This window comes from Allobosea sp. P4_H5 (assembly GCF_056400825.1).
The window spans coordinates 146,029-168,847 of the sequence record NZ_JBFUKM010000005.1; the positions used below are offsets into that span (position 1 = coordinate 146,029).

The window sequence follows — 22,819 nt, forward strand, 5'->3', positions numbered from 1 at the left end:
ACGCGGCTTGATGAGGTAGTTGCGCGAAGCGCATTGACACTAGTTGCAAGTTGCGCAACTAGTAACTCCATCGCAACCCGATGGAGCACGCCCGTGTCCCGCACCCAGTCCTTCCCCAAGCCTGCGCCCGTCCCCGTTCCGGAGGCGATGGCCGATTACATCATCGACCGCGTCGCCGCCGTCGGCTCGGTTGACCGCGACACGCTGAAGCTGAAGTTCAGCGACGCGCAGATCGACAAGCATTTCGACGCCGCCACCGACATCGCCCGCGAGAAGGGCGTCCACTGATGGGCGCTCTGCCCGCCCTCAAGGCCGGCGTGCCGCAGGCCGAGCAGCCTTCGCTGCATCAGCGTGTCGCGCTCGGCCTGCTCTGCACCGGCGCGCTCTACCGCCATGGCGGAGCGGGCGGGCAGTGGCGCTGCCGCGCCTTTCCCGAGCAGCTTGTGCGGGATGCGACTGTGCAGGCGCTTGCCACCCGCGCTTGGGCTGACGTCCAGACCTATGCCGGCATCGACGGGCAGGAGCGCGCATGCGCGACGCAGACCGCCGCCGGCCGCAGCCTTTACATCCGCCTCGGTGGCCGGTTGGCCACGGCCCGCCCGTCACCCCCGCAGGCAGAGCGCGTCCTCGCCGAGCTGGAAGAGGCGGCCGCCGAGGTCGAGCGCCAGCGCGAGGCGCTGCTCTTTCAGGAGCAGCATCTCGCCGGCGAGATCGAAAGCCGCGCCACCCGCCTCGAGGTGCTGGTCCTGGCGCGCCGCCGGCTCGATGCCCGCATCGCCGATCTCACTCGCATCGTCGCCGAGCAGAATGCCCGGCTGGCAGCGCTGGGGGAGCGCTGAGCCATGGCTTATCCGCAGAACGACGGCGGCGACGATCCGATTGCGGGCGATCAGCTCAAGTCCATCGTCCAGCGCATCGAGCGGCTGGAGGAGGAGAAGAAGACGATCGCCGACGACATCAAGGAAGTCTACGCCGAGGCCAAGAGCAACGGCTACGCCACCAAGATCCTGCGCAAGGTCATCGTGCTGCGCCGCCGCGATCTCGATGAGCGCAAGGAAGAAGAGGCGATCCTCGATCTGTATCTGCAGGCAGTGGGAGAGGTCGCATGAGCTCTGACCCGAACATTCGCAGCAACATCGCCGAGATCCAGAACCATCTCGGCAGCCGAAGCGCCTATGCCCGCTGCATGGCGCGGCTCGGCTCCGCTATCCATGAAAGCTATGTCGGCTGGTTCGAGGACGAGTCACGCCGGAGCCGGGATTACGGGCTCGCAGCAGCGGCCTTGTCGGAATGGTACGGCCAGATGGTCGGCACCATGATCGCGGCGACGGGCTCCAAAATGCCGGAGCTGACCGATGACGTTCTCGCCATCGTGCGCAAGGCAATCGAGCAACGCATCGCCGATGCGGCTGCCGGTCGCGTTCCAACGCGGGACGAATTCTGATGCGTCCGCTCCACGCCCCCTTCACGCCCGGCCTGCCGCCGGCCGGCCCTTCCTCCGCCTTCATCGGCCGCGACGCGCACGGCAACCTCTATCTGCTGCGCTGGCATGAGACGAACGGCTGGGAAGCGCTCGGCTGGGTCGGCGCCGGCAAGGCCGCCATGCCGGCCCTGCGCCATCCCGCCGGCCAGGATCAGGGCCTGATCGTCGGGCATGTCGAGCTTGGCATCGTCGTCGACGCCGCCGCACTCGATCACTGGGCCCATCAATGGATAAGGCGGCTGCGGCCCGAGACCGACGAGCGAAAGACCTTCGGCGACGGCTACTTCAGTGGGGCGATCCATGTCCTGGGCGAGCTGCGGAGCAAGCTTAGAGAGGTCGGCGCCGAGCCGCAGCTGGAGGGCGGGCTGTGAAGTGCCCTCACTGCAACGGAACGGGCTCGCTGTCCGCCGAGAGCATCCATCCCGGCATGCTCATCCTTGCGATGAGGAAGGCGAAGTCCCTGACCCAGTTGGACCTCGCCAGCCGGGTCGGCATGTCGCGCGCCCAGATCGCCAACATCGAAGTCGGGCGCAGCGACATGCCGCTGCGCACGCTCGCGCGCTTTGCAGAAGCGCTTGAGGTCTCCATGAAGGACCTGGTTCCATGATGATCGGCCGCATCGAGGGCGCGACACGTGTGCTCGGCCAGAGCCAGGGCTATCTTGGCCTCCCTCTGCGCGACGTCGTGATCAACTGCACCGTCGGCGGTCCTGATACGCCGGCCATGGAAACCGCGTGGCTTCCGACGCCTGACGAGATCGCTCGGATCGTCTGCGGTGCGCCAATCGTCCTGCGTATTCTCGGCACACAGCACCCGCCGGTCATGATCGATGTCGGCGAGGTGCCGAAATGACCGAGGCCCAGCGCCAAGCATTCAATTGGCTGGCCGATCATAATGGCGACGGCCTGTTCGACCGGGACGGCGTGCTCGTTGCCGCCGGGGAGCGAGCGCCATTCATGCGCTCGACATGGAACGCGCTCGCCGATCTCGGCTTGGCCGAATTCTACGGGCCGGCAGCAAAGCCTCGCGCCCGCTTCCGGCTCACCTCCAGCTTTGGTGCACGCCAATGACCGCATGGCTCGACGCAGCGCTGCCGCCGCTCGATCCGACGATCGGGCTCTGGCTGCTTTTCCTCATCGTCGTCGCCGCCGTCGCATGCGCAGCGCTCGATCTCAACGGGCGGGGGCGCCGGCAGGCAGTCGCGGACACCGACCCCTACGGCGAGGCGCATGGCGACGTCACGAGGCGTCCCGATGCCTGAGCCCCGCCGCATCGTCGCTTTGGCGCTCGCCTTCGTCCTGACTGTCGCCTTCACGTTGCTGATCGCCCGGCTGCGCCAGCCGCCCTGCGCGCGCGAGCCGGACGGCAGCCTCATCCGCTTCCTGCACTGCAAGGGAGAAGCCCGCCATGGCTGACCGCAGCAACATCGAATGGACGGATGCCAGCTGGACGCCGATCCGCGCCCAGCACAAGGCGACCGGCAAGGTCGGCTGGCACTGCACCCATGCCACGCCCGGCTGTGTCAATTGCTATGCCGAGGGCCTCAACAAGCGCCTCGGCACCGGCTTGGCCTTCAAGCCCGGCCATGCCGGCGAGATCGAGCTCTTCCTTGACGAGGAGATGCTGCTCGCGCCCCTGCGCTGGAAGAAGCCGCGCATGATCTTCGTCTGCTCGATGACGGACCTCTTCGCCGACTTCGTGCCCGACGAGTGGATCGACAAGCTCTTTGCCGTGATGGCGCTGACGCCCCATCACACCTACCAGGTGCTGACGAAGCGCAGCGCGCGGATGAGGAGCTACTGTACAACTCCCGGCGCCTATCGCCGGATCGGTGCACTCATATGCGACATGGCGATCGACCTCCGGCTGGACGTGGTCCTCATCGCCCCCGGCACGGACGAACGTCAGGCCCCTCCCGGACGGCGAGTGCATCTCGATAGGTGGCCCCTGCCGAACGTCTGGCTCGGGGTCAGCGCCGAGGATCAGCAGCGCGCCGACGAGCGAATTCCCGATCTGCTGGCGACGCCGGCGGCGATCCGCTTCGTCAGCGCCGAGCCGCTGCTCGCGCCGATCGATTTTGAACCATGGCTGAACTGGAAGGACCTCGGAGCTGAGGTCGACGGCAAGTCCTGGGGCTGCCAAGGCTGCGACGACGGCTGCCCATCCTGCCCACAAGGCAAGGCTCATTACCACGTCGAAGAAGGACCATGGGACGAAGCCGAAGGCCATCCGGAATGGGTCACGGCCACCAGGGTCACGCTCGATTGGATCATCGTCGGCGGTGAGAGCGGGCGCGAGGCCCGGCCGATGCATCCCGATTGGGCGCGCCAAATCCGCGACCAGTGCGCCGCCGCCGGCACGGCGTTCTTCTTCAAGCAGTGGGGCGAGTGGGTGCCACCGCCCGGCTACTTGCCGTCCGTCGAGTGGTCGCAAGGCTCGGGCGCTGGCGAGGTCGCATGGCCCGATGGCACGATTGGCCACGGTCGCATGGAAGAGCACGGCGGTGCAGGCTGCATGCTGCAGCGCGTCGGCAAGAAGCGCGCCGGCCGCCTGCTCGACGGCGTCCAGCACGACGCAATGCCGGAGGTCTCCCTTGACTGACTTCCCAACCCTGTTCAGCGCGCCGATGGTGCATGCGCTTATCCGCGAGGCGGATGCGCCGGGCGCCGGCAAGACGCAGACGCGCCGGATCCTGTCGCCGCAGAACACGCTGCGTGATGGGCACCGCTGGTCGAAGCAATGGGCACCCTTCGAAGCGCTCGCATGGGATCGCGCATGGATCGACGACGGCCCGTCGCCTGCAGGCAATCCCGGCCCCTATCTTAAGGCCCCATGGTCCGCCGAGGATACGATCCATCGCGTCTATCCGATCGTCCAGCCCGGCGATCGGCTGTGGGTGCGGGAGAGCGGCATCGAGCTCATGTCGTCGTCGGTCAAGCTGTTTGCGCACGATGCGGTTCGTGGGCGGTACTGGACCGACGCTGATGGCGGTCGGTATGGCGCCTCTTATAGCGAGGCGATCACGCGCGAGAGCATGATCCGCAGCGGTCGCTGGAAAGTGCGGCCCTCTATCTTCATGCCGCGCTGGGCCTCCCGCCTGACGCTGACCGTCACCGATGTCCGCGTGCAGCGGCTGCTGGACATCAGTGAGGAGGATGCGAGGGCGGAAGGTGTCACGCCCGGGTTCGGCGGCGGCCCGATCATTGAGGACTTCTTTTGCCTCTGGAATAGCATTCATGGGCCGTTCGCCTGCACGACGAACCCGTGGGTGCTGGCTTACACCTTCACAGTCGAGCGCCGGAACATCGACGCCAAATTCCCCGGAGCCGATCATGAGTGAAGACCTGCGCCCGGAGCGTCTGCTGAAGCTCGGCGAGGTCTGCCACAAGACCTCGCTCGGCTCGACCTTCATCTATCAGCAGATCCGCAAGGAACGCTTCCCCAAGGCGATCAAGCTCGCGGAGAAATGCGTGCGCTGGCGCGAAAGCGATATCGACGCGTGGATCCTCGCGCGCATTGCCGAGTCGGCGGGCTCAGCGGGCAGGCAGTAGGTTCTTCGCCGGCTGCAGGCCCTCGCTGATCAGATCGGCCCAGAGCTGCGCCAGCTCGGTCCGGCGCTTCAGATGCAGCGCCCGGTTATAGGCAGCTTCCGTCTCGTCCTTCAGCTTGTGCGCCAGCATCAGGTCGATGATCTGCCGATCGGCCGGGTAGAGCTCATTCATGATCGAGGAGAAGGTGGCGCGCCAGCCATGCGCGACATGGCGATCGCGATAGCCGGCCTTGTTGAGCAGGGTCCGGATCGCGCCCTCGGTCATCGGCCGGTGCGCATTGCGATAGTTCGGGAAGGCGAGGGGGCCGAGCCCGCTGAGATGGCGCGTCGCCGCGATCACCTCGAGCGCCTGCTTGGGCAGCGGCACCAGGTGGTCGCGCTCGCCCTTCAGCTTCTCCTGCGTCGACAGCTTCATGCGCGCCGCCGGCACGGTCCACACCGCCTCGCCTTTGGGCAGTTCGGTCCATGGCAGGTTGAGCACGATGCCCGGCCGGACGGCCGTCAGCGCCAGCAGGCGATGCGCCAGCTTCGTCAGCGGATGGCCCGACTGCGCTTCGAGCCGCTGCAGGATCTCGCGCGCCGCGGTCAACTCGGTGATTGCCGGATGCCGGCCGCGCTGCATCGGCGCCATCGCGCCGGTGACGATCATGGCGGGATTTTCCGCCGCCTTGCCCTCGGCAATGGCGAAGGCGAAGACCGCTTCCATGCGCTGACGGTTTCGCCGCGCCGTCTCTAGCGAGCCGCGGGCCTCGACCGCCCGAACCACTGCCAGGACCTGCGGCACCGTGACTTCGCGAATCGGCGAGCTGCCGATCGCGGGGAAGACGTCGCGCTCCAGCGCCTCGAGGATGTCCTGCCCATGGACTGCCGACCAGCGCGGCAGGCTCACCGTGTGCCAGGCGCGCGCGATCACCTCGAATGTCTCGCCCGACTGCACCGCGGCGACCAGCCGCTGCTGCTTTTTCACCACCGCCGGATCCCGGCCGGCCTTCAGCGCGGCGCGGGCTTCATCGCGGGCAGCCCGGGCATCGGCGAGGCCCATGACCGGGTATTGGCCGAGCGTCAGCAGCTTCTCTTTTCCGGCGAATTCATAGCGCCAGCGCCACGATTTTCCGCCGGCGGCGCTGACGAAGACGTGCAAACCGCCGTCGTCTGTGAGCTTATAGCCCTTGCCGGCAGGCTTCGCCTTCCGAATCGCCGTGTCAGTCAGGCCAGCCATAGCGCCCGCCGATACCCGGTTTTCCGGAAACGGTACCCGGTTTTGTACCCGGGATTTTCGCGGCTTGATGAGATTGAATGCGCAATCATGCGCAGAAATGTCGCGAAAAATCAGCGAGATTTCAAGCCTTTAGTGAGGCGATGCGGTTGCTTATGTAAGGATCAATGGCGGACAGGGCGGGATTCGAACCCGCGATACGGTTTCCCGTATACACACTTTCCAGGCGTGCGCCTTCAACCACTCGGCCACCTGTCCGGCGCGCTGCTTATGGCGTCCATGCGCGCGACTTTCAAGGCCTAAAGCCGTCGGCTGCACAGGGTTGCGTGCAATTGTCCTTTGCCGTTGCATGATCGCGGGCGAGGGGACACATGCAGATGTGCCGGTGCGGCCCATCGAGGCTCTCGCGGCGCCGGCTGTGGCGGGAATGGGGGAAGGCTTGCGGGTTCTCGTCAGGATGCTGGGGTACCTTCTCGTTGCCGGCGGCTTCGTCGCGCTGCTCACCGATGGCGCGCGCTCGATCGCCAATTCGGCCCTGCGCTTCACGCCGCTCGGCGAGGCCGCGCTGACGTTTCTCGGCGAGCGCTTCCGCCAGCTGCAGCCTGCGGTCGAACGCAATCTCCATCCCATGCTCTGGGACCCGGTGCTGGTCCATCTGCTGCAGGTGCCGACCGCAGCGGCCGGATTGCTGCTCGGCTTCTTCCTCCTCTGGCTCGGTGCGGCGCCCAAATCCGTGATCGGCATCGTCACGCGACGGTGAGCATCTTGATGGGCCGTGTCACCGCGGCGCCGGTCCTGTTGCGGCAGGCGATCGTCCGCAACGCAGTCCTGCGAGGGGCACTATAAGTTCCCGATCTGTTCTTGCAACCCTGACGCGCTTCCGCTAGCGTCATTGCGCGGAGCTGGGGTGGGCTTGGATGGTGACGCGAGTCGCGACTGTGGCGTTCGAAGGCATCGAGGCGCGCGCCGTCGATGTCCAGGTCCAGGTCACGCCCGGCGGCGTCGCCTTCATCCTCGTCGGCCTGCCCGACAAGGCCGTCGGCGAGAGCAAGGAGCGGGTCCGTGCCGCGCTGATCGCCTCGGGGTTGGCCCTGCCGGCCAAGCGTATCACCGTCAATCTCGCTCCGGCCGACCTGCCGAAGGAAGGCAGCCATTACGATCTGCCGATTGCGCTCGGCGTCATGGCGGCGATCGGCGCGATCCCGGCCGACGCGCTCGCCGGCTACACCGTCCTCGGCGAGCTTGCCCTCGATGGCTCGATCGCGCCGGTTGCCGGTGTATTGCCGGCCGCGATCGCGGCCTATGGCCGAGGGCAGGGGCTGGTCTGCCCCGCCGCCAGCGGGTCGGAAGCGGCCTGGGCAGCTGGTGATCTCGATATCCTCGCGCCTCGTTCGCTGATCCAGCTCGCCAACCATTTCAAGGGCACGCAGGTGATGGCGCGGCCTGAGCCGGCTGTCGCCCGCCAGAGCGGGCTGCTGCCCGACCTGCGCGACATCAAGGGCCAAGAGAGCGCCAAGCGCGTGCTCGACATCGCCGCTGCCGGCGGCCACAATCTCCTGATGAACGGGCCACCCGGCGCCGGCAAGTCGATGCTGGCGAGCCGTCTGCCCTCGATCCTGCCGCCGCTCGATCCACGCGAATTGCTCGAAGTCTCGATGGTGCTCTCGGTCGCCGGCCATCTCGCCGATGGCAAGTTGACCGACCGGCGCCCGTTCCGCGCCCCGCATCATTCGGCCTCGATGGCGGCGCTCGTAGGAGGAGGCCTGCAGGCCCGGCCCGGCGAAATCTCGCTCGCCCATCACGGTTCTCTTTAGAGAGAATACGTTGTCTCAACAGCGGCGTTCGGCCACCAGATCAATGGCATCGGTCAATTTGCCGCGTCCTTCATGGCTGCATAGGGAAGGCTTGTCTCAATGCCTCCTTCGTCGGTAGAGTGAGCTGCCACCGAGAGCGAGGGCCTGATGCCCATTGTCCTCTTCCGCCGCAACCATCTTGATCGCACGAGCGGCGACATCTCCGCGGCCTGCTTCGATAGCCATATGCGGCAGGTTGCCGTGACAGCGCTGGAGCGCGGCAACATTCAGGAACTGACGCCGCTCATTTTTAGCGACACATGGGAATTTGATGAGGATCTGACGGCTTTTGCGAAGCACGTGATGAACGTCGATACGTCGTATAGGACAGCGCGTACTTATTCTCAGGAGCTTGCCGCCTTCAATCGATTTCTGAACCAGCGCCTGGGAAAGACAATTGAGGACGTCGCAGAGGCGGATCTCTGGACCTACCGGGCACTGCGTTTAAGCGGCCCATATAATCTTAGATTGAGCCCTAGTAGCTGGAACAAGACAGCCGCTACGCTGCTGAGATACACCGAATACAGCAAACTGAATTTCGCTGACACGTATTGGTCCAATTTCTCAGCCGCCCGAGAGGATGATGACGCCGTCAGGATGGTAGACATACCAACTTACATTCGATTTAGAGAGATCGGCTTGGGCCCTTCTCGGTTCTATCTTAGGAATAAAGCTTTCGCGGAGATAATGATCACCACTGGAATGCGCTGCTCCGAGTGCTCTTCACTCCTCAAGTCGGAACTGCCGCCAGCAAGAGATTTCGGACCGCGCCTTTCGACAGAGCTGAATATGCCTTATTCGATCAGTAAAGGTCTTAGAAGTCGGACTGTTCACTATTCCAGGCGGGTTGCAAAAGAGTATATCGATGCCTATATCAACGAAGAGCGTAGCCATGTATCTCATAGACTTATAGGTGAGCTTTTTCCAGCTCGGATTTACACTAAGTCGGCTTTGCTAGAGCAGTCATATTGGTTATACTATATTTCGGCAGACTCGGACACAATTCGAATTCTGAGCCGCTCGGAACGTGCGCCAATTGTTCGCTTGGCCAACTTGAGGCCTGACGAGCGTCGCCGGCTTGTGGAGGTCAAACCTGCAGCCAGCGCGAACGCGTATGAGATAGTTGATTTTGCGAGCTTATGGCTGAGCTCCGAGGGGCCGTCCCCTACCACAGGCGCCTGGAACTCCATCTTTTCGCAGGCCTGCCTGCGGCTGGGCAGCGGTGGCGGGGTGAAACCAAAGATAACTCCCCATACCTTACGCCATACGTTCGCCGCTTACACCTTGGATCACCTGCTGAGAGGCTTGTTGGATGTCCGATCCCGGAGGAAGGTCCTAGAGGCGAGCAGCGAGCTTTACGAACGGCTCGTAGGGGATCCAATGTTTACGCTTCAGCGCCTCATGGGTCATCGTAATCAAAAGACAACCATGAAATACTTGCGGTATGTCAAAGACAATTTTGACATAATTGAGTCCACCATCGATCAATGGGACGAGTTACTCAATATAAGGGCCTTGCGCGCGACCAAACCGAGTTGAAATGCCAATGGCAGAGCCGCTGAATATCCTGGCGCTACCTTCACCCTCTGCTCGCGGAGGACGGAGGCCGTTGGATTTTTCTTCTGAGGAAGTCGCTTACCTCGAAACTAAAGCGTCTCACGAGTGCTGCATCGATTTAGATAAGCTAACACTCAGGGCGACATTTGAAGGGCGGTCAATTACGTGGCACTTCGCGAGATATTCGCGTCGAAGCCTATCGATCGATTTTATGCATATCGTAGAGAGTATGTTTTCTCGACATTATTTTTCCGATTCTTACCATTCGTTCCTTAGTTTTCGTCATTGCATCGGCTCTTTGCTCAGTAATATTGACAAACATGACCCAAGCGGCTTTGTGAATAACACGCACGATATGGGGATCGAGTTCATTAATCATCTCGATAGACCGCACATGACTATTGCGGAGTGGAAAAGACTTAATTGCCTTACTATTTCTCTGCGATGCGCTCGCTTTTTTAGCAAAAATCTAGTTTCCACGAATCTAGTCGACGGCATCGCTGGCGACCGGCTCTCATATGTAAGCCGGCACCCGAAGCCACGGACGTCGCCACGAGATGCGTACAGTCCCTATGTCGCAGACCAAATAAAAAATGCCGCGAACAGTGAAGTGCATTCCGTCACTGAGCGAGTAAGATTGGGAATTCGACAGCTCTCCGAAATCAGGAAGAAGTATTCGATGGCTCACGGCGCGAGTGATATTCTCACGCCCACCGAAGCGAGTATCTTACAACTGTCGCAGTCTGGTTGCGTAGATTTCGCTGCGTTCGAACGAAGCATGGCGAGCGCGGGCCTTTCGAGAGTACGGCTTCAGCATCTCCGAACTATCAACGACTTTGCAGCTGGCGAGGCCGAAATTGCGGCCGAGAAATTTGCCAAAGGCTATGATCAGCGCTGCATCGAGGAAGACCTCGGCTGGCCGCCGCTGTCACTCGGTCACCTGCTCCGGAATGACGCGCCCTTTGTGCAGCTCGTCGAGGCTGCTGAGGAGCGCGAGTTGGCTTCGATCGTGGATAGCATTGAGGCGGAGCGCAATGCTTGGCGAACAAGATACGAAATCTACCTGGCGAATAGGAAGGAGATCGAACGTCTCAAACACGAGGCCGTGACCCGGAAGGGGCGGTACGGGACCGAGAGGTGGTGGTCAGAACAGCTCGCGCGGAGGATTGCGACGCTCACCAGTTGGAGAGAAGGCGAGTACCCTCGCGAAAAGTATGGCTCGGTAAATTTTACTCCCAAGGCTGTCGAGTATTGGAGCGATCCTGACCTCGGTATCTTGCCCTTGCGAAACTTGTTCAGCTCCAATCCAATTGCTGCGCGGTTCAAGGTACAGATCCACACCCTTTCGGACCTAATAGCCGACTTATCATCGGTCTACGGCAGAATGTTTTTGTTTGGCGCAGTGCCTAGACTATTGAAGAAAATTGAGATCCTGGAGGCTTTCGTCGTTGACGGACTGCCAGAGGATCGGCTCGCACATTTCGAGTTTACGCTTGAGCATTTCAAGGCATGGGAAGATCCTTCCCTTGGCGCTGAGTCGCTAGGGTATGTGGCATCCACTTCCACTCACCCTAGGTACGGTTATGCCATCCAGTGGGTCGAAAGGCTCATTCGAGGGCTGCGCATTCAATGCCGACTTCGCGGCATTCTAACGCGCGAGCGCCTCGTCGGCCCAAGAACTGCGCAGGAAGCAACGAGGCCGCCACATGTTTTCGGTCCCCTCCTGTGCCCAACGCAAGATGAGCTGACGTCATTCTTTGCAAAGCTAGCGCTAATGTGCCAGATCGACTACGGATCATTGAAGAATTTGAAGCGAGACTGCCTCCGCAATGAAGCAAACGGAAAAGTCGACATCGTCTACGTCAAGCGGCGGCCGATTCCGACTTCCAAATCAATCAGGGAGCGCGACGGCAGTCTTGAAACACCGGGTGGATTGATCCGACGGGTGCTTGAGTTGACCGACGTCGCAAGTCAAGCTCTCAAGCAAGCCAACCATCCGGATGCTGGCATGTTGTGGCTTGGATACTTTAATACGGGCCGCTTTCAGCGTTGCACGTTCTCCCACCCGATCTATAAGCCGTGGTGGAGATTTTGCGATCGACATGAGGTCCTGCGCGATGACGGTGCGCGCATGCACGCAATTGAACCTAGCCGTTTCAGGAAGACGGTAAAATTTATCAAGTACACGAAGCGACATGGTGATGTCTACGCGATAGCAGACGACCATACGCCCGCTATCGCGCGCAACCACTACGCAAATATTCCGTCGGCTGATGAGTACCATGACCAAGCAGTCGATCGAGCTCTTCGGAGAGCTCGCGATGACGCCCAAGTGAAGGTAATTCAGGAGTCGGATAGCGTTGATGCCGCGAGCGAACTCAGCGAACTTACAGGCGTATCACTCGATGTGTGTAAATCAGTACTAGCTGGAGACGAAGATAGTTGGCTGACAAGTTGCCTCAAGTTTTTCGACAGTCCCTATGGGACCCCCGGAGAGCCATGCCCGATCCCATTCACTGCGTGCGTTCACTGCGAGAATGCGGTGTTCACAGCGCGAAAATTGCCCAACTTGCTGCGCTATCGGGCATGGCTGAGTAAGCGGCGCGCCGTTTGTTCTGACATCGAGTGGCAGAGTCTCTACGCGCCGACCTTGGCCCGGATCGATCATCAAATCCTGCCTCGCTTTACGCCAGAACAAATTGCGGCGGCACAAACCATCGTAGCCGAGGATCCCGATAGCGGTCCGCCTTTCATTCCTGTTGAGATTCGGGAGGCCAGCTTTTGACGACAGACGCTACCGCCCAGCCAGCCCCATCCAACACGGTGGCTATAAAGATCGACGCCGGAATGCCCTTCGTCCCTCGGCATCGATGGCTACGGTTTGCGAACACAGATAACTATTCCCGTTTCCAGGACGATATCATTGATCTGCGTATCGGAATTGGTCAGGTCAACGTATCGGACTTCCTGCTTTCTATCGATTTTACGCGCTATGACGAACGAATCCGAGATTTAATGCGGACCTTTGCATGGTGCGCGATGAATGTCGATCATGCATCGCTTGATTCAAAGACTGAAGCAGTCTCGCCCGATAGAATCGTGAAGGAGTTGGGTCTCTTTAAAAGGTATCTAGATTTCTTGGAAGAACTTGGTGCATCCTTATCCTCTGCAACAATTGAAGAGAATGCGCTCTGGCTCGCGCAGTTTGAGGAGCTCTCTTACTCCTCGCGATTGAGAGCGGCGAACATTCCGCGGCGAGTTCACTGGTACAAGGCATATATGCCATGCTCTGTCTCTAATTGTCACCCCTGGGCAGGAAGAACGACACTTGAGTTAATAGGAAAATATCGCTCGCCAGATGAGAATATCACCGATCGGATTCCCCGAAAGATAATAGACCCTCTGTTTCGATGGGCTATGTTCTATGTAAACGTAGCGTCTAAAGATATATTTCGTATCATAGAAGAAGCGTCTGCTGGTAAGTTGAAAGGTCGCCAGTGCCTTCAATTGAACGGATGTTTCAGGTTCTCAAATTTCGAGAACTCTGACATTTCGTGGCATTCTGGCGTGGATTTTGATCCGCGCAAGGAAGTTCTAAATTTGTCGATCGCTTGCTATATTGTTACTGCATATCTCTCGGGAATGCGAGACGGTGAGATTCAAAGTATTCCGCGTGACTGCTTAGGGGTTAAGCGGGATGAATATGGCGTTCCCTATCGCTGGAGCATCAAAGCAACCACGTTCAAAACTGAAGGAGCGCCGGTTGAGCGGACTTGGATCGTCCTACCGGAGGTTCACAGCGCGATTGAACGCCTAACCGAGTTGTCGGACCTGATGGCCAGGACCATTGGAGACCCAAGCGGCATCCGGAATGGGCAGTTGCTTTTCAGGCGGTATTTCTTTGGCTCCGAGCGTGCCGCTCCCGGGCAGCAGCTCAACGCCTCGCTTCAACTTAGTGTAACTCGTTGTCTTAATGCATTTCAAAGAAGTATTTCGGCGTATCTGAAGGACGTTTGCCAACGTTACAAATCCCCCACGAACGAGGTAGTGGCGAATTACACGGTGGCTCTGACCGAAAACGGCCGACCGTGGCGCTTGTGCACTAGGCAATTCCGGAGGACGATCGCTTGGTATATTGCGACTGAGCCGTTTGGCACTGTCGCAGGAATGCGTCAGTTCGGCCAGGTGCGAGAGGTCACGTTCCTAGGCTACGCCGGCTCTCCAGAAGGCGGCTTTCGGGACGAAGTCGAACGGATGCAGCGTGTTGGGCAAATGCGCGATATCTTAGACCTCTACGAGAAAGTTAAAGGAGGGGCTGAGCTCGGGGGAGGAAAAGGACGTCAGCTGGAGGGCGAGCTCTCAACCATCGCTGCGAAGATCGGCGACCTCCCTGGCAAAGTTGTTGATGAACGCCGGCTGATGTCCATGCTTAGAAATCTGGCGCGCGACATCTATCCCGGTATCCTCAATGATTGTTTTTTCGACGCCGCTACGGCTCTGTGCCTACGGGGTGCTCATTCTGTCGAAAATAGTGGCCCGATATTTTCTCGTTGTGACTGGATCAAATGCCCCAATAGTTGTTTTTGGGGAAAGCATCGGGCTGCATTCCAATTGAGCCTGGACGACGCTCGCCAGGAACGAAAAGTTCCGCATCTGTCGCGGAACCAGCGTATTGCGTTGGATCAACAAATTTCGAAGTACGAGAGGGCTCTGGAGATTATTGGCGATGCCGACTAAGCCTTCGACAGAAAGGGCAGCTTTGGAGGCGATTGCGCGCCTAGAGTCCAGATGTCCCATTCGGGCAGACAACGCGAAGTTGGTTGATCGAAATCTAGCGATCGAATCCGGATTGTCTCGGGCGACCTTAGCCCGCAACGCCGAGGTCATGGACCGATGGCGTAATGTTAAACTTCAAGCTGTTTCGGAAGCTATGTCCGCTTTCCGCGGCCGTGACGTGGGGAATTCGGACGAGCCTCTCTCAGACGCGGACCTGCTTCGCGAAGCTCGAATAGACGCGAAAGCATTCTCGCTGATGCCTGCTGCTATACGCAATGAATGGGAAGAAATAAAATCTACGATCACGTCAGGTGTTCCACATATCAAGGATCGCGCCAGTCAATGGACGGCAATATCCTCACTCGCGGCGAAATTGTATGCTCTGACATTGGCGGTTCGGCAAAGAGACCAGAAAATCGCTGCCCTTGAGTCAGAGATTGAGTGCCTTCGAAAAGAATATGGCAGCGTCAATTTAAACGCGAAAGGATGATTCTTCGTACGAAAGGAAGCGATCCGGGGCTATGCAGCAAGTACGTATACTCACAATATGTGTCACGTTGGCCTTGGGCAATGGTTGCTCTAACGTACGCTAGTGCGCGCTGTGTGCTTAAGCATCGCTTCTGGCTTTGGCCTATGGTGCGGACGGGCCGTTGTTGATGCTGCGTTGAGAGCATCCGGGCTTCGCAACAATTCAGGTGCCAGGCCCGCTCTTCCCGTGATTGCCCTGTTTGTATCGCCCACCTCGCCGTCAGGTCCTTTCCGAAGGCTCGGAGGGCTCAACGACCAAGTCGCTCACAGACGCGTTTAGGGCTTGCGCGATTTGCCAAAGGCTCAACGCCGTAGGATTGCGCAAACCCTTCTCGAGCGCGCTGACATGCGCACGATCTACACCAAGGCGAGCTGCGACTTGTGCTTGCGTCAAGCCCTTCGCCAGCCGCAACGCACGGGCGTTGGCGCCGATAATCAAGCGAATATCCATGGCTACGCTGATACGGCGGATGTGCCGTTTAGCGCGACGCGGTATAAGGCGTTGCGCTTTACCGCACATTGTGAACTATTCTCCGCACCGACCGGCCGCGCGGGACGCCGTCGGCGACGACGAAACTGGGACCATCAGCAGTGACCGGTCATCCACACACACTCAAAGGCTTTGGCGGTTTGAGGTTCGATTTTCAGATGGCGCAGACAGAGCCGGGAACGAGTCTTGAATTGTTCATTAGCGCGGCAGGGCCGCGCGATGATCGCCAGAGATGGCTCCAGGCCTTTAAGTGCTGGTGCGACCTGCATGCCTTGGAACCAGAGATTATTCACGGCAATTCACGAACCCATAGAACCGCGACACGCATGCTTGTGGCATGTGGTCCGTCAATTCCCGCGTTCCTCTTCCAGTGGATGGGCGACGATTGGCAACTGTGCGCTCGCCAAGGTAGAAATGCGTTGGCGCCACACACAGGGTGGAGGATTGCTGCGCTCCGCCAGAAAATAGCCAACCTCGAAGAACGCCTTCGCCAATCCGAGAATCTCAACGAAAGCGTGGCTAGCAGCCGGCAGCCGCGACAGACGTACAGCACGCGGCTGGCGGCATTTGCTCGATTGAGTGGTGCCGTTCGATGAAAGGGCATTCGGACTGGCCAGCGGTAAGTGCCAAGGAGCAGGCCCGAGTGAGCGGTCCAGGCCTTCGCACATTTCTCAATATCGCGAACCGCTGGGAGCTCTCAGTGAAGCAGCGTGTCGAATTGATTGGGGCTGACTCTGTCGATCGGTTCAGGAGTTGGGAGGCTGCTGCCCGCAATCACAGCCGCCTTGTTCTGCCGATGGAGGTGCTCATGCGAATCTCCATCGTGCTCGGCATCTTCTGTGCACTTCGTCAGTTTCTCACTTCCATCGAACACGAGCGCGATTGGTTGTCTCGCAAGCGTTCTGATCCGCCGTTTCTAGGGCGGACGCCCATGGAGATACTGACGAGCGGTTCTTACGAGAACCGCCTGTCGGTCCGACGTTCGGCCGAAGTTGACGCATTTGGCTTTCCGCCAGCGCCCAATGAAACTGATCGCGACTTGCGCCCGTATACCATCGAGTGGGTGTGAGGGGCGGGCCGGTGAGGTCAAAAATCCACGCCATCTGCTTCGACGCATTCGGAACGCTCGTTGAGATCGTTGACAAACGCCAGCCATTCCAAACGCTTTTAAGCGGGCAGCCGGCGCGGCATCGCACAATTGATGCGCTAACCCAACCTCTCGGCCTGCGCGAGGTTGCAAGAGACCTTGCCATTGTCATTGGTGAGGCGCGCCTGCGAAACTTGGAACTCGATCTCGCTGCTGAGTGCGCATCGGTTCGTCTCCGTCCGGGCATGGAACTTGTGTGGGCCATGTTGCGTCAAGCGGATGTACAGATCGGAGTCTGTTCGAATCTAGCTCAGCCCTACGCCGAGCCTCTTCTGGCAAGCCTTCCAGGCATTCCTGATGCGCTGGTTCTGTCCTGCGATGTCGGCCTCATTAAGCCGCAGCCGGAAATCTTTCACCTCGTATGTTCGCGGTTCGGCCTTGCTGCGGACCAGATCCTGTTCGTCGGCGACACGATGGAGGCGGACATTCTGGGGCCGCGAGCGATCGGCATGCCCTCGATGAGCATCGCGGATTTCGAGGCCGCTTTAGCCGGACTGTCGTCCGGGTCCACTCTTGCCCAGACGCCATCTCTTCCAATCCGCCAGCTACTCGATCGATTGCACCAATGCGCCTGCTCGTGATCTCAGATCTCCACCTCGAATTCGGCCCGTTCACATTTCCTTCGCCTCTACCGGCCTTCGACGTCGCGGTGTTCGCCGGAGATGTCAGCAAGTCGATCACCGCCGCGGTCGAATGGATGCAGTCAGAGCGAAAACAGGTCCTGAGGGACTGTCCGATCGTCTATGTGCCCGGCAACCACGAATTCTACGGTAGTGAGATGAAGTCTGCCCTTGCCCACGGCAGAGCCGCGGCAGAGTTGGCAAATGTCAATCTGCTTGCCCGCCAGTCCGTCGTGATCGACGGCGTGCGCTTTATCGGCTGCATTCTCTGGACGGATTATCGGCTGCTCAGCAAGCCCAAGATATCAATGGTCATAGCCGGGCAAGAACTCAACGACCATCGTTTGATCCGGTATCGCGAGGATGACGGCCACTACAGTCGGTTTATGCCGTGGCACGCTGCCGCGGAACACAGGCTCGACCTGGCGTTCATCCGCAGCGAACTGGGAACACAGCACAACGGACCAACCGTTCTCGTCACCCACCATGCGCCGCATCCGGGCTCCGTGCAGCCCCGGCATCAAGGGAGTTCGCTCTCGCCCGCCTTCGTATCGGACCTCAGCGCTTTGATCGAGGAGTACCAACCTGAACTCTGGATCCACGGGCATGATCACGGATCTCACGACTACCGGGTGGGGCGCACACGTGTCCTAGCCAACCAGGCCGGCTATCCTAGTGCTCGCGGAGATCGAGAAAATCCGGGGTTCAATCCCGCCCGTGTCGTCGAGGTTTGATCCAGGAGTCAGGTCGAGGGTTCTCAATAGGCAAAGAGTTGGTCACTAGAACGCGTATTCTGTCGCCGCGGCGCGTCCAATTTGTCACTGGCGCGGATCGGTACCTGCTTAATGAGCAAAACGCGTAGACCGACGACCGGCGACACCGTGCTGGATCCGGGGTGAATTGAAATGAAAAGAGAGGCATAGTGTTGCCGCGATTGCAGGAAAAGTTCCGCAATCGGAGTTGGACGCCCGGCAATGCCGGGCGTCCTTTTTGTTTGAATCGAACGAAGATGAAGTTGGGTGTGCCGAGTCACAGGCCCATGAGGTGCCAGCGCAGCCAGCTTGCATGATGGTTCAAATTTACGAACAAGTGACGCTAAGTTTGAGTTTTAGATTTAGGTCTTTGAATTGTAGCCCTTGAGGGATAATCCCCGAGAAATTTCAGCGCTTGGGAGCGACGTCGTAAACGCGCTCTCCCGCTCCGGCAGCCTGATTGCGGCGCCGAGGCCTAGCAACCGTTGCGTACACACGCTATTTCAACTCATGAGATCGCTCGGCGTGAGTCGAGCTGATCGACAAAGGTGTCGAATGAACACATTTAACGTCGAAAAGGCAGCACAGGTAACAGCATACTTCGCTCTGCGCGAAGGAGGCTCCATCGATGTGCTCAAGGTGGCCAAGCTCGTCTACCTAGCAGAACGGGCCTACCTGGATGCATACGAGTTACCTCTCACCGGTGACACGCTGGTCGCCATTGACCTGAGACCCTGATCTTCCTCCAGATTTGAGTAGAGTCCGTCACTCACGGAGACGGACGATGCGCCCCTCACGATTCACGGAAGAGCAGATCATCGGGATGCTGAAGGAGCAGGAGGCTGGAGCTGCCACAGTGGATGTCTGCCGCAAGCACGGCATCTCCTCGGCGACCTTCTACAAGTTCAAGGCGAAGTATGGCGGGATGGACGTGTCGGATGCGCGTCGGCTGAAGACCCTCGAGGATGAGAACGCCCGCCTCAAGAAGCTGCTGGCCGAACAGATGCTCGACAACGCGATCCTGAAGGATGTCGCCGCAAAAAAATGGTGACGCCCGATGCGAAGCGGAAGGCGGTGGCTCATGCCTGCACGGTGCATGCGGTGAGCCAGCGTCGGGCGTGCCTGGCCTTGACGATCGACCGCTCGACGGTGCGCTACACAAGCACCCGGCCGGACGATGCCCTGTTGCGCGAGGCGATGAAGGTCGCGGCGGCGGAGCGCCGGCGGTTCGGCTATCGCAGGATCCACATCATGCTGGACCGCCAGGGCATCGTGATGAACCAGAAGAAGCTGCGACGGCTCTATCGCGAAGAGAAGCTGCAGGTGCGCCGGCGTGGCGGCCGCAAACGGGCACTGGGCACGCGCAGGCCCATGCTCGTGCCTGATCGGGCCAATGCGCGCTGGAGCCTCGATTTTCTGTCCGACACGATCTCGGACGGTCGTCGCTTCAGGGTGCTCGCCACCCGTACGCCACCAACCAGCGACACCTCGATGACACCGCGATGTTCCACTCCACCCGCCGCAGTGGGCGCAGCAGCAGGCACGCTGCTGAGGATCTCGACCGGAACCAATTCCAGCGGCGAAGCCGCCGACGCCGGCGAGCGCATCTGCCGGCGCCACGTGAACAACAGGTTCGCATTGATGTCGTGCCGCCGCGCCACCAGTGACGCCGACGCCCCTGGCAGATAGCTCTCCGCCACCAGCCGCTGCTTCTCTTCGAGGGTGTATGACCGGCGCCGGGGCGCGGGCGCTATCCCAGAATCTTCGCCACCCACTCCATCCGTCGCGATCGTGTCCATTAAGCCCCGCTCCTGGACACTATCTTCAGCGTCCAGGGCCCAACCGCTAACCGATCCGAACACCTCCGCGGAAGGCGGCCATCACCGGGCGCTTACCGCCAGACCATGCATACGGACTGCACGGTAAGCGGCGGCGGCAGGCGCTGGAGGACGGCATCACGCCGCCCCACGCTTTACCGATCATTTTCGCCAGATGTCAGTTCGCGCGAAGTGACTTCAACGGAACTCGGGCTAACACTGAGAACCAGCCGGGCAACTGCCATTCGCCCAGCGTGCCAAGCTCGCTCAGCAGGGTCCATCGCTCCATAACCGTCCGACCGCGAGTGTCGTCAATCTTGGCGGCAAAGGCCATCATGCGATCGACCAGAAGGCTTGTCTCGACAAGGAAGATGGATTCGGAGGGGCTAGCTTCGGCTTTACAAATGCCTTTCGGGCCGACGAGAAGGAGCCCTTGGCACGTCGATTTGGTTTCGTTGTCCGAGGCCCATTGAATGTGATTGTGGGCCTGCCCGACCTCTGCCTTGTTGTACTCGGCAGGATCTTTCTTCTCGGTCTTAAGCTCGAAAGCTATCAGCGTAGAATCTTCCTCGTCCTTCCAAACGACATCCGGACCAAAGCCAACCTCGTTGTCTGGACGAGACGCCGAGAAGCCCAGAAGCTCGCCATAGGCACGGACTGCTTCCTCTTTGGCGCCTGACGAAGCGGTTTGATCCCCCAGCGTCCTGGCGTGGATCCTGAGTTTGGCGATCAGATCGCCCAGCGCTTGGGGGCCATCATGATTGACGGCGAGCAATTTCCTTTGCAGCGTCGTTTTTGCACCCTCAGCATCGGCCTTCATATCGGAGACGGACTTGTTGGGCACGTTCAGCCACATCGAGAGCCTAGATCTGGCCTTTTTGAAGTGAGCGATGCTGGTAACGGCATCGCCCTCAGCCTCGAAGGCCGCACCGAGCCACACAGAATACCAACCGGCCAGTTTGGCGTCCGCGAGTGCTGTGTCGTCAAGGACATCCAGTAGAGCTTTCCGAGCACCATCGAGATCGCCCTGCCACCATCGCGTCATGAACTTGCACTCAGCCTCGGCGGAAGCTGCCAGCTGTTGCTCGCGATCTTTCACCTTCTGAAGAGCATCATTCGACACTTCGAGCCCATCGACGGTGTCCCGATAGAACGAAAGCCACCCGGCATCTCGCGATAGGACTTGCGAAATCACTTTGGCCACGTCCGCCGCGCCCGGGTTCGTCATCCCTTCCTGCACGGTCTGGCTCAGGATGACCTGCTTGCGGATAAGAGGTGGCAAAAGGGCAATGTTCCGGTCGGTCTTGAGCCACGTGTTGATATCGGACCCGCAGATTATGAACGTGCTGTAGTCGCTTCGCCCGCGATTGATGCGTCCAAGGAGCTGGGTGATCCGTCCCGCCATCTTGGTCGAGTAGAGGTTCACAAGCGCGACCTGATGGAAGAGATACTGATCCATCAAGCTAGAGCCTGCCGGGGCTCCATCAATCAACATCACCCGACACGTGTCCTGAGGAAGATCAATACCGTCGATTCGCGAAACCAAGACAAAGGTTCCGGATTTCGCTTTTCGGAATTCCTGCAGCTCGTCCGTGAAACTGTCGCGCCGAGGCGGAGTCCCGTGCGACTTCCATTGAGCGGCTTTGGGATAGGACGGGACCGAGATAACGAGCTTATGGTTCTTTAGAACCTCGGTGGCAACGTCCTTCTTGTCGGTTTTCTCGGCGAAGCGGCTGCTGAGAAGGATCAGGCGTTCGCCGTTGCCCGCATCGTTATCCGGAACGATCGGTGATTTCATGCGCCGACCGAAGCCGCGGACGAAATCCGTCTCATATTCCATCGTGGCCGATAGGTAGATTCGACGCACGCCCTTGCCGAGGAAGTCATAGACGCCCGTGGGAATGAACGGCGGCGTCAACTCGATTGCAGTCGGCGAAACGAAGATTGCGCAGGACCCGATGTTTTCCCAGAGACGGAGCGCCGGAAACATCAGTTCCGTATTGCGCCAATCCTTCACGCGCTTGATCGCCTCGGTGATCGCTTCCCGATGTCGAAATGCCGTCGACGGCGGACACATCGTCACGACCTGCTGACCGATCTGTTCCAGCACGTAACTGAGGTGTTGCCCCTTCCCGAGCGCTGTAAACTCAGGGCGCACAATCTCGATCAGTTCGCTGAAGAGCGTAGGGAATTTCTCCTTCTCGATCGAGAGAGTGAAGACGTCGCGGATGGTTCGTTCACCGACGTGCGCGTCATCGAAAATGACGGCTGCCGGAGCTTTCTCGCCCTTGAACGTGCTGATTGAGGCGAAAAGGGCTTGGTATGTCGTGATGCAAAAGGCCTTGCCGGTCTCGAACAGGTCATTCGAGAACTTGCCTGCTGCCCTTTTGGTGTACTGGATTCCTAGCCGCTCACACTCGCGGGCTGTCTGCTCGACCAGGTCGATGGTGCTGCAACAAAAGATGATCGGTCCGATGCCCTCGTTGACCAGGCTCTGGGCCATCAGAACGCCAACAATCGACTTCCCCGCTCCGGTGTTGAGCAGGATCACATTCTCCTCAGAGGTTCGATTCGCATGCCAACGGCTTAGAGCCTCAGCTTGACCTTTCCAAAGGTCGTTCGGAACGTTCGGAAGATTAGGGGTCTTCGAGAAAATCTCGAATGGATCTGTGGAAGCTGTCCCGCTTTTCGGTCGCGACAGGTTGTTGAAGTTGAGCGTCATCAATCCCCCCAGTCAAATCACTCAACCTTTTGTTGCAGAACCTCGGTTTCCAGTCGAGGCGAAAAGCAACTTTCCTCGCTTCGTTAGGCAGGTCGCTGCTGCGCCTCGATTGAACCCAGAGTGAAGACCCCCGCCGATTTGTCAGGTCGATCGAGCTTCTGATCAATATCAGCGGTTGTTTACTCCCCGGCTTGTTTCTCGCCTCGGCTGCAGTCCTCGCTTGACTGGAATGCAAAGCCCCTCCGGCCGAAACCGAAGGGACCGAGTAAGGATTTGAGGTGCATCAGCAGGCGAACGCGCTATCGATA

25 protein-coding genes, 1 tRNA gene and 3 pseudogenes are annotated in these 22,819 nt (G+C 59.7%); 24 read left to right on the plus strand and 5 right to left on the minus strand.

Going from position 1 to position 22,819, the window contains the following annotated elements; translation table 11 throughout:
* The first annotated feature begins 93 nt into the window (after positions 1–93).
* The 13 genes from AC1DS0_RS11990 to AC1DS0_RS12050 are packed head-to-tail and all read left to right on the plus strand — an operon-like array spanning position 94 to position 5,034.
* Positions 94–288 (plus strand): hypothetical protein, encoded by a 195-nt coding sequence (locus AC1DS0_RS11990; protein WP_476814576.1) that lies wholly within the window; start codon positions 94–96, stop codon positions 286–288.
* Positions 288–839: a hypothetical protein gene (locus AC1DS0_RS11995; RefSeq protein ID WP_476814577.1), complete on the plus strand. Its 552-nt coding sequence runs from the start codon at positions 288–290 to the stop codon at positions 837–839. The genes AC1DS0_RS11990 and AC1DS0_RS11995 overlap by 1 nt, the downstream gene beginning before the upstream one ends.
* 3 nt (positions 840–842) lie before the next feature.
* Entirely contained in the window at positions 843–1,109 is a 267-nt protein-coding gene (locus AC1DS0_RS12000) for a DUF2312 domain-containing protein (RefSeq protein ID WP_476814578.1), read from the plus strand.
* Complete coding sequence (locus AC1DS0_RS12005; protein ID WP_476814579.1) at positions 1,106–1,444, plus strand: hypothetical protein; 339 nt, start codon at positions 1,106–1,108, stop codon at positions 1,442–1,444. The genes AC1DS0_RS12000 and AC1DS0_RS12005 overlap by 4 nt, the downstream gene beginning before the upstream one ends.
* The gene (locus tag AC1DS0_RS12010) at positions 1,444–1,854 is read left to right on the plus strand and encodes a hypothetical protein (RefSeq protein WP_476814580.1); all 411 of its coding nucleotides are present in this window, start codon (positions 1,444–1,446) and stop codon (positions 1,852–1,854) included. Before AC1DS0_RS12005 ends, AC1DS0_RS12010 begins: the two co-directional genes overlap by 1 nt.
* 56 nt (positions 1,855–1,910) lie before the next feature.
* Positions 1,911–2,090: a helix-turn-helix domain-containing protein gene (locus tag AC1DS0_RS12015; RefSeq protein ID WP_476814581.1), complete on the plus strand. Its 180-nt coding sequence runs from the start codon at positions 1,911–1,913 to the stop codon at positions 2,088–2,090.
* Positions 2,087–2,335 carry a hypothetical protein gene (locus AC1DS0_RS12020; RefSeq protein ID WP_476814582.1) on the plus strand — a complete coding sequence of 83 codons (249 nt, stop codon included), beginning with the start codon at positions 2,087–2,089 and terminating at the stop codon, positions 2,333–2,335. Before AC1DS0_RS12015 ends, AC1DS0_RS12020 begins: the two co-directional genes overlap by 4 nt.
* Positions 2,332–2,553, plus strand: a complete 222-nt coding sequence (locus AC1DS0_RS12025) for a hypothetical protein (protein WP_476814583.1) — start codon at positions 2,332–2,334, stop codon at positions 2,551–2,553. The genes AC1DS0_RS12020 and AC1DS0_RS12025 overlap by 4 nt, the downstream gene beginning before the upstream one ends.
* On the plus strand, positions 2,550–2,744 hold the full coding sequence (locus tag AC1DS0_RS12030) for a hypothetical protein (protein WP_476814584.1): 195 nt from the start codon (positions 2,550–2,552) through the stop codon (positions 2,742–2,744). The genes AC1DS0_RS12025 and AC1DS0_RS12030 overlap by 4 nt, the downstream gene beginning before the upstream one ends.
* A complete protein-coding gene (locus AC1DS0_RS12035) occupies positions 2,737–2,898 on the plus strand; it encodes a hypothetical protein (protein ID WP_476814585.1) in 162 nt (53 codons plus the stop codon). Before AC1DS0_RS12030 ends, AC1DS0_RS12035 begins: the two co-directional genes overlap by 8 nt.
* Positions 2,891–4,084 (plus strand): DUF5131 family protein, encoded by a 1,194-nt coding sequence (locus tag AC1DS0_RS12040; RefSeq protein WP_476814586.1) that lies wholly within the window; start codon positions 2,891–2,893, stop codon positions 4,082–4,084. Before AC1DS0_RS12035 ends, AC1DS0_RS12040 begins: the two co-directional genes overlap by 8 nt.
* On the plus strand, positions 4,077–4,823 hold the full coding sequence (locus tag AC1DS0_RS12045; protein WP_476814587.1) for a hypothetical protein: 747 nt from the start codon (positions 4,077–4,079) through the stop codon (positions 4,821–4,823). The genes AC1DS0_RS12040 and AC1DS0_RS12045 overlap by 8 nt, the downstream gene beginning before the upstream one ends.
* Positions 4,816–5,034 (plus strand): helix-turn-helix transcriptional regulator, encoded by a 219-nt coding sequence (locus AC1DS0_RS12050; protein WP_476814588.1) that lies wholly within the window; start codon positions 4,816–4,818, stop codon positions 5,032–5,034. Before AC1DS0_RS12045 ends, AC1DS0_RS12050 begins: the two co-directional genes overlap by 8 nt.
* Here AC1DS0_RS12050 and AC1DS0_RS12055 read toward each other — a convergent pair.
* Together AC1DS0_RS12055 and AC1DS0_RS12060 are read right to left on the minus strand one after the other, a co-directional pair.
* Positions 5,017–6,252 (minus strand): tyrosine-type recombinase/integrase, encoded by a 1,236-nt coding sequence (locus tag AC1DS0_RS12055; RefSeq protein ID WP_476814589.1) that lies wholly within the window; start codon positions 6,250–6,252, stop codon positions 5,017–5,019. The two genes, AC1DS0_RS12050 and AC1DS0_RS12055, sit on opposite strands and share 18 nt — an antisense overlap.
* 165 nt (positions 6,253–6,417) lie before the next feature.
* Positions 6,418–6,507: transfer RNA gene (locus tag AC1DS0_RS12060), tRNA-Ser, on the minus strand.
* 199 nt (positions 6,508–6,706) lie between these two features.
* On the opposite strand from AC1DS0_RS12060, the gene AC1DS0_RS12065 reads away from it, so the two are divergent.
* The 6 genes and pseudogenes from AC1DS0_RS12065 (at position 6,707) to AC1DS0_RS12090 (ending at position 14,925) form a co-directional block, all read left to right on the plus strand.
* Positions 6,707–7,009, plus strand: coding sequence for a PetM family of cytochrome b6f complex subunit 7 (locus AC1DS0_RS12065; RefSeq protein WP_476814590.1), 303 nt, complete (start codon positions 6,707–6,709; stop codon positions 7,007–7,009).
* A 157-nt stretch (positions 7,010–7,166) separates the two neighbouring features.
* Positions 7,167–8,060: pseudogene (locus tag AC1DS0_RS12070) on the plus strand (YifB family Mg chelatase-like AAA ATPase); the annotation flags it as partial.
* A gap of 150 nt (positions 8,061–8,210) precedes the next feature.
* On the plus strand, positions 8,211–9,641 hold the full coding sequence (locus AC1DS0_RS12075; RefSeq protein WP_476814591.1) for a tyrosine-type recombinase/integrase: 1,431 nt from the start codon (positions 8,211–8,213) through the stop codon (positions 9,639–9,641).
* A gap of 697 nt (positions 9,642–10,338) precedes the next feature.
* Positions 10,339–12,444 (plus strand): hypothetical protein, encoded by a 2,106-nt coding sequence (locus AC1DS0_RS12080; protein ID WP_476814592.1) that lies wholly within the window; start codon positions 10,339–10,341, stop codon positions 12,442–12,444.
* Complete coding sequence (locus AC1DS0_RS12085) at positions 12,441–14,396, plus strand: hypothetical protein (RefSeq protein WP_476814593.1); 1,956 nt, start codon at positions 12,441–12,443, stop codon at positions 14,394–14,396. The genes AC1DS0_RS12080 and AC1DS0_RS12085 overlap by 4 nt, the downstream gene beginning before the upstream one ends.
* A complete protein-coding gene (locus tag AC1DS0_RS12090; RefSeq protein WP_476814594.1) occupies positions 14,386–14,925 on the plus strand; it encodes a hypothetical protein in 540 nt (179 codons plus the stop codon). The genes AC1DS0_RS12085 and AC1DS0_RS12090 overlap by 11 nt, the downstream gene beginning before the upstream one ends.
* Before the next feature lie 258 nt (positions 14,926–15,183).
* Here AC1DS0_RS12090 and AC1DS0_RS12095 read toward each other — a convergent pair whose 3' ends face one another.
* Positions 15,184–15,483 (minus strand): helix-turn-helix domain-containing protein, encoded by a 300-nt coding sequence (locus AC1DS0_RS12095; protein ID WP_476814595.1) that lies wholly within the window; start codon positions 15,481–15,483, stop codon positions 15,184–15,186.
* 670 nt (positions 15,484–16,153) lie between these two features.
* Here AC1DS0_RS12095 and AC1DS0_RS12100 point away from each other — a divergent pair.
* The 5 genes and pseudogenes from AC1DS0_RS12100 to AC1DS0_RS12120 form a co-directional block, all read left to right on the plus strand.
* Entirely contained in the window at positions 16,154–16,522 is a 369-nt protein-coding gene (locus tag AC1DS0_RS12100) for a hypothetical protein (RefSeq protein WP_476814596.1), read from the plus strand.
* An 11-nt stretch (positions 16,523–16,533) separates the two neighbouring features.
* Positions 16,534–17,181 (plus strand): HAD family hydrolase, encoded by a 648-nt coding sequence (locus AC1DS0_RS12105; RefSeq protein ID WP_476814597.1) that lies wholly within the window; start codon positions 16,534–16,536, stop codon positions 17,179–17,181.
* On the plus strand, positions 17,166–17,954 hold the full coding sequence (locus AC1DS0_RS12110; RefSeq protein WP_476814598.1) for a metallophosphoesterase: 789 nt from the start codon (positions 17,166–17,168) through the stop codon (positions 17,952–17,954). Before AC1DS0_RS12105 ends, AC1DS0_RS12110 begins: the two co-directional genes overlap by 16 nt.
* Positions 17,955–18,527: 573 nt before the next feature.
* Positions 18,528–18,710, plus strand: coding sequence for a hypothetical protein (locus AC1DS0_RS12115; protein ID WP_476814599.1), 183 nt, complete (start codon positions 18,528–18,530; stop codon positions 18,708–18,710).
* 46 nt (positions 18,711–18,756) lie between these two features.
* Positions 18,757–19,430: pseudogene (locus AC1DS0_RS12120) on the plus strand (transposase); the annotation flags it as partial.
* Positions 19,431–19,489: 59 nt separating this feature from the next.
* Here AC1DS0_RS12120 and tnpA read toward each other — a convergent pair.
* A pseudogene (tnpA, locus tag AC1DS0_RS12125) lies at positions 19,490–19,771 on the minus strand (IS66-like element accessory protein TnpA); the annotation flags it as partial.
* Between the two features lie 196 nt (positions 19,772–19,967).
* Positions 19,968–22,511, minus strand: coding sequence for a DEAD/DEAH box helicase family protein (locus AC1DS0_RS12130; protein ID WP_476814600.1), 2,544 nt, complete (start codon positions 22,509–22,511; stop codon positions 19,968–19,970).
* Positions 22,512–22,819: the final 308 nt, after the last annotated feature.